The following is a 4,438-nucleotide window of genomic DNA, read 5'->3' as shown; positions in this document are numbered from 1 at the left end:
TCATGGACGGGGGGCAGGTGGTGGAGGAGGGGCGGCCCGAGGAGATCTTCGCCCGGCCCAAGGAGGAGAGGACCCGGGCCTTCCTGGAGCGGGTCCTCCACCACTAGGCGTGGAGGCTCTAAAGGCTCTTCTGGACCCCAGGGCGGACCCGGCCTTGAGGCGCCGGGGGCTACGGTTTTATGGGCTTGTCCTCTTCCTGGGGAAAGGAGGGGTTCTCCTTCTCCTCTCCTTCCTCCTGCCGCGGGCCTTCCACCCCGCCCTGTACCTCCTGGCCTTCCTTGGGGGGCTTTGGCTCTACCGCCAGGGCGAGGAGGCCCTGAAGGAAGAGGGCCCCTTGGCGCCCTTAGTGGCCGTGGGGCTGGGGGCGGCCCTCTTCTTCTTCCTGGGGGTGATGGGGCTTCTCATGAGGCCCCAGGGGCTTTTCCTCCTCCTCCTGGGCCTGGGTTGGGGCCTGGCCCTCGGGCGCCGGGCGGAAAGGGCTATGGGCGGAAGGGGAGCAGGTCCTTGAGGCGCACCCGGGCCAGGGCCCGCACCTCTTTGAGCTTTTCCTGGGCCCGCTTCTGGCCGAGCCCGTAGACCAGGGGGAGTTTTTCGTGGTCAAAGGTGTCTATGGGGAAGGGGGGGTCCAGGGCGATGACCAGGTCCGCCTCCTTCAGGGCCAGGGCCTTGAGCCTCCTGCGGCTCGCCTCGCCCGCCAGGAGGGCGGCCTCGAGGGCCGTTTTGGGCGGGTCCTTGGGCGGGGGATTGGAGACGTCCACGGCCACCACCTTGGGGAAGAGGGCCTTGGCCGCCCGCACCGGCACCTTCTCCGCCACGTCCCCGTCCACGAGGAGCCGCCCCGCAAAGGCCACCGGGGGGAAGAAGCCCGGGATGGCCATGCTGGCCAGCACCGCCTTCCACACCGGCCCCTCCCTTAAGACCACCCCTTCCCCCGTGAGGAGGTCCGCCGCCTGGAGGGCCAGGGGGATGGGGCTTTCCTCCAGCCGCGCCTCGCCAAAAAGGGCCTTGAGCCCCTCCTCCAGCCGGTCCACCGCCACCACGGCCGGGCGCCGGAAGGCGATGAAGAGCCGGGCCAAGGCCCGTAGGCTCCCCGCCCGGGAAAGCTCCGCCACCTCCCGGTCAAAGATGGCCTCGTGCACCTTCCAGGGATTCCGGTGGCTGAAGGCCCAGGCCGCGGCCGCCAAGGCCCCGGCGGAGCTTCCCGCAAGGCCCCGGATGGGGACGCCCGCCTCCTCCAAAACCGCGAGCACCCCGAGGTGGGCGTACCCCCGGACGCCGCCCCCTCCTAGGGCCAAGGCCACGCCGCGCACGGCCTAGTACCCCAGGCCAAGCTCCTGGGCCTCGCCGAGGAGCTCGTCCAAAAGCTCCCTTCCCCGCTTCCGGGAAGCTTCCAGGTAGGCCAGGAGGTCCTGGGCCCGCACCCGGCGGTGGGTGCCCACCTTGTGGTGGGGAATCTTGCCCTCCTCCAGAAGCCGGACCAGGTAAGGCCGGGAGACCCCGAGGAGCTCGGCCGCCTGGCCCGTGGTGAGCTCGGCCTCCAGGGGGACAACCCGCACCGCCTCGCCCCGCAAAAGCACCTCCAAAAGCTCCCGGAAAAGCCGGGCCAGCTCCGGGGTGAGCACCAAAGAGGCTTCCTCGAGGCGCAGGACCTTGCCGGGGGCAAGCTTCTCCCCGAAGGCCCGAAGCGCTTCCGCCGAAGGTGTAGGGGCAAAGAGAACGCCCTCCATACCCACCTCGGACCCCAGCCTACCCGACAAACGAAATAAACGCAACAGGCCCTGACCCTCAGGCGGAAGGGAGCTGGGTTCCACGCCGAAAGGCCGGCATCGGCGATGCCCCATTCTAGGTAGAATGGCCCCATGCGGCCGGACCTTGCCCGAGTGCCCGGGGTCCTGGGCGAGATCGCGAGGAGGCGGGCCTTGGAGGTGGCCCCCTACCCCCTTCCCGAGCCTCCTCCGGTGCCCTCCTTCAAGGAAGCCCTGAAAGGCCCAGGCCTGGCGGTTATCGCCGAGGTGAAGAAGCAGAGCCCCTCCGAGGGGGCCATCCGCCAGGTGGACCCGGCGGAGGCCGCCTTGGCCTACGCGCGGGGCGGGGCGAGGGCGGTGAGCGTCCTCACCGAGCCCCACCGCTTCGGGGGAAGCCTTTTGGACCTCAAGCGGGTGCGCGAGGCGGTGGGCCTTCCCCTTCTCCGCAAGGACTTCGTGGTGGACCCCTTCATGCTGGAGGAGGCGAGGGCCTTCGGGGCGAGCGCCGCGCTCCTCATCGTGGCCCTTTTGGGGGAGCTCACGGGAGCCTACCTGGAGGAGGCGAGAAGGCTCGGCCTGGAGGCCCTGGTGGAGGTGCACACCGAAAGGGAGCTGGAGATCGCCCTCGAGGCCGGGGCCGAGGTCCTCGGCATCAACAACCGCGACCTCGCCACCCTGCAAATAGACCTGGCGACCGCCCCCCGCCTCGGCCGCCTGGCGCGGGAGCGGGGCTTCGGCGGGGTCTTGGTGGCGGAGTCGGGGTATTCCAGGAAGGAAGAGCTGAAGGCCCTGGAAGGGCTCTTTGACGCCGTCCTCGTGGGGACGAGCCTCATGCGGAGCCCAAACCTGGAGGAGGCCCTCCGCCAGCTTGTAGGATAGGGCCATGTGGCTCATCCCCGCGGTGGACCTGAAGTCGGGCAAGGCGGTGCGCCTCTTGGAGGGGGACCCCGCCCGGGCGACCATTTACGGGGACCCGGTGGAGGCCGCCCTGCGCTTCCAGGAGGAGGGGGCGGGCCTCCTCCACCTGGTGGACCTGGACCGCGCCCTCGGCACGGGGGAGAACCGAGAGGCCATCCGGCGGATCGCCCGCGCCCTCTCCATCCCCTTCCAGCTCGCGGGGGGCATCCGGAGCCTCGAGGCCCTGAGGGAGGCCCTCGCCTTGGGGGCGGGCCGGGCGGTGGTGGGCACGGTGGCGGTGAAGGACCCGGGGCTTCTCGCCAGGATGCTGGAGGAGGCGGGCCCGGAGCGCCTGGCCGTGGCCCTGGACGCCCGGGGCCTGGAGGTGGTGGCCGCGGGCTGGCGGGAGAGGACCGCCCTTTCCGCTTTGGACCTCCTAAGGACCTGGGCGGGGATGGGGGTGCGCACGGTGATCTACACCGACGTGCGCCGGGACGGGACCCTGAAGGGCCTGGACCTGGAGGTGGTGGCCCGGGTGCGGGAGGCCTGGCCCTTTGAGCTTATCGCCGGAGGAGGCATCGCCTCCTTGGAGGACGTCCTCGCCCTGAAGCGCCTCGGGGTGGAGGGGGCCCTCCTGGGCAAGGCCCTCTACGAGGGGCGGGTAAGGCTTCCAGAGCTTTTGGAGGTGGTATGAAGCTCGTCCAATGGGTCTTCCTCCTGGTGAGCCTGGGAGCGGGAGCGGCGGGGGTTTACCTCTACTACGCCTACCCCTTTTTGGCCCTGCCCTCTCCTTGGGGCCTCCTTCCCCTTTACTACCTGCTCCCCGGGGCCTACCTCTTGGGCCTCCTGGTGGGGGGGCTTTTCGCCCTGGCCCTTTGGCTCAGGGGGCTTGGGGAAAGGCGTGCCCTCCTAAGGGAGGTGCGGCGGCTTCAGGGGGAGGTGGAGGCCCTCAAGCGGGAGCGTCTCGAGGAGATCTCCCGCATCCCCGACCGGGACGAGGCATGAGCCGGGTCCGCTGGAGGCTCCTCTCCCTGCCGCCCGTCGCCGAGTGGCGGGAGGTGATGGCCCGCTTTGGGGTGGGCCCCGAGGCGGCTTTGGCCCTCTGGCACCGGGGGGTGAGGGCGCCTTTGGACCTGGACCCGCCCCTTAGGCTCCTTCCCTTGGTGGGCCTCGAGGCCGCGGTGGACCTCCTCCTTTCCGCCCTAAAGGAGGGCAAGCGCATCCGCGTCCACGGGGACTACGACGCCGACGGGCTCACGGGCACGGCCCTCCTGGTGCGGGGCCTTTCCGCCCTGGGGGCCCGGGTCCACCCCTTCATCCCCCACCGCCTCGAGGAGGGCTACGGCGTCCTCATGGACCGGGTTCCCGAGCACCTGGAGGCCGCGGAGGTCTTCCTCACCGTGGACTGCGGCATCGCCAACCACGCCGAGCTCAGGGAGCTCGTGGAGAACGGGGTGGAGGTCCTGGTCACCGACCACCACACCCCGAGGGACACCCCGCCACCCGGGGTGGTCCTCCACCCCGCCTACACCCCGGGCCTCGAGGAAAAGCCCACGGGGGCGGGGGTGGCCTTTCTACTCCTCTGGGCCCTCCACGAGCGCCTGGGCCTCCCCCCGCCCCTGGAGTACGCCGACCTCGCCGCGGTGGGCACCATCGCCGACGTGGCCCCCCTTTGGGGCTGGAACCGGGCCCTGGTGAAGGAGGGCCTGGCCCGGCTCGCCTCCTCCTCCTGGGTGGGCCTGAGGCTTCTCGCCGAGGCCGTGGGCTACACGGGGAAGGCGGTGGAGGTGGCCTTC

At 70.8% G+C, this 4,438-nt stretch carries 7 protein-coding genes and 1 pseudogene; 6 read left to right on the top strand and 2 right to left on the bottom strand.

Translation table 11 applies throughout. The annotated features are described in order from the left end of the window. Positions 1-107, top strand: a pseudogene (locus tag AC01Y6_RS09635) (peptide ABC transporter ATP-binding protein); the annotation flags it as partial. A 2-nt stretch (positions 108-109) separates the two neighbouring features. Next, positions 110-508 (top strand): hypothetical protein, encoded by a 399-nt coding sequence (locus AC01Y6_RS09630; protein ID WP_347240117.1) that lies wholly within the window; start codon positions 110-112, stop codon positions 506-508. On the opposite strand, the gene AC01Y6_RS09625 is transcribed toward AC01Y6_RS09630, so the two are convergent. Together AC01Y6_RS09625 and AC01Y6_RS09620 are read right to left on the bottom strand one after the other, a co-directional pair. After that, on the bottom strand, positions 480-1,310 hold the full coding sequence (locus AC01Y6_RS09625; protein WP_476671304.1) for a patatin-like phospholipase family protein: 831 nt from the start codon (positions 1,308-1,310) through the stop codon (positions 480-482). The genes AC01Y6_RS09630 and AC01Y6_RS09625 overlap by 29 nt on opposite strands. Before the next feature lie 3 nt (positions 1,311-1,313). After that, positions 1,314-1,727, bottom strand: coding sequence for a helix-turn-helix domain-containing protein (locus tag AC01Y6_RS09620; protein WP_476671303.1), 414 nt, complete (start codon positions 1,725-1,727; stop codon positions 1,314-1,316). A gap of 132 nt (positions 1,728-1,859) precedes the next feature. On the opposite strand from AC01Y6_RS09620, the gene trpC reads away from it, so the two are divergent. The 4 genes from trpC to AC01Y6_RS09600 all read left to right on the top strand — a co-directional run. After that, positions 1,860-2,624: an indole-3-glycerol phosphate synthase TrpC gene (gene trpC / locus AC01Y6_RS09615; RefSeq protein WP_476671302.1), complete on the top strand. Its 765-nt coding sequence runs from the start codon at positions 1,860-1,862 to the stop codon at positions 2,622-2,624. A 4-nt stretch (positions 2,625-2,628) separates the two neighbouring features. Next, entirely contained in the window at positions 2,629-3,336 is a 708-nt protein-coding gene (gene hisA / locus AC01Y6_RS09610; protein ID WP_476671301.1) for a 1-(5-phosphoribosyl)-5-[(5-phosphoribosylamino)methylideneamino]imidazole-4-carboxamide isomerase, read from the top strand. Continuing rightward, a complete protein-coding gene (locus tag AC01Y6_RS09605) occupies positions 3,333-3,647 on the top strand; it encodes a hypothetical protein (protein WP_476671300.1) in 315 nt (104 codons plus the stop codon). Before hisA ends, AC01Y6_RS09605 begins: the two co-directional genes overlap by 4 nt. Then, positions 3,644-4,438, top strand: a 795-nt coding sequence (locus tag AC01Y6_RS09600) for a DHH family phosphoesterase (RefSeq protein ID WP_476671299.1), incomplete at its 3' end; no start/stop codon positions are given. The genes AC01Y6_RS09605 and AC01Y6_RS09600, both read left to right, overlap by 4 nt.

It is taken from the genome of Thermus sp. (genome assembly GCF_056332225.1).
Note: the sequence above shows the minus strand (reverse complement) of the source record. Positions and strands in the feature narration are given on the sequence as shown.